Source organism: Roseateles sp. P5_E8, assembly GCF_054177665.1.
Map to the genome: position 1 here is coordinate 1 of NZ_JBGCUM010000152.1, position 562 is coordinate 562.

Below are 562 nucleotides of genomic sequence, written 5' to 3' on the forward strand. Positions count from 1 at the left end.
TCTCGATGGCGAGAACACGCTGCCCGCACGGCGCCGCATCGTCGTCGACTACCTGAACACAGTGCCGCTGGGCGCGCAGTCGGGTTTCGGTGAGGTCAACGGCGTCGGCGACGGCCTGTGGGCCTGGTATGGGCGCGACTTCGCGGAAGTGAACCGGCTGCTGATGAAGGTCGACGGCAACGACGCCACGCCAATGCCCGCGGAGCTGATGCAGCGCCGCGCCCTCGCCTTCCGGCACGTACTGATCGTGAAACAGGCGCAAGCATTCAAGCAGGCGCTGTCGCTGATGGTCGCGCAGCGCCGCCCGTCGTACTACCTCGGTGGTGGTGGCGGTGACGGTGCGGCAAGCCTGGCCGACTTGGCCGATCTCACCAACAGTTATCTGCGCGTGATGGCCGAGGCCGGCGTGATCGGCCCGGCGCTGCGCGATGCGGCGCTGCCGCTGCGCCTGGAGCTGAAGTCGCAGAGCCAGCCGCCGCCGGTGTCGTTCGTCGAACGCAAGGCGGTGACGGCGGCGCGGGCCAAGTTGTCGGGCCTGCTCGACGTGCCGCGCGCCTACGAC

At 69.2% G+C, this 562-nt stretch carries 1 pseudogene; it reads left to right on the top strand.

Going from position 1 to position 562, the window contains the following annotated elements:
- A pseudogene (locus ACXRVZ_RS27730) lies at positions 1-562 on the top strand (glycosyl transferase family 51); the annotation flags it as partial.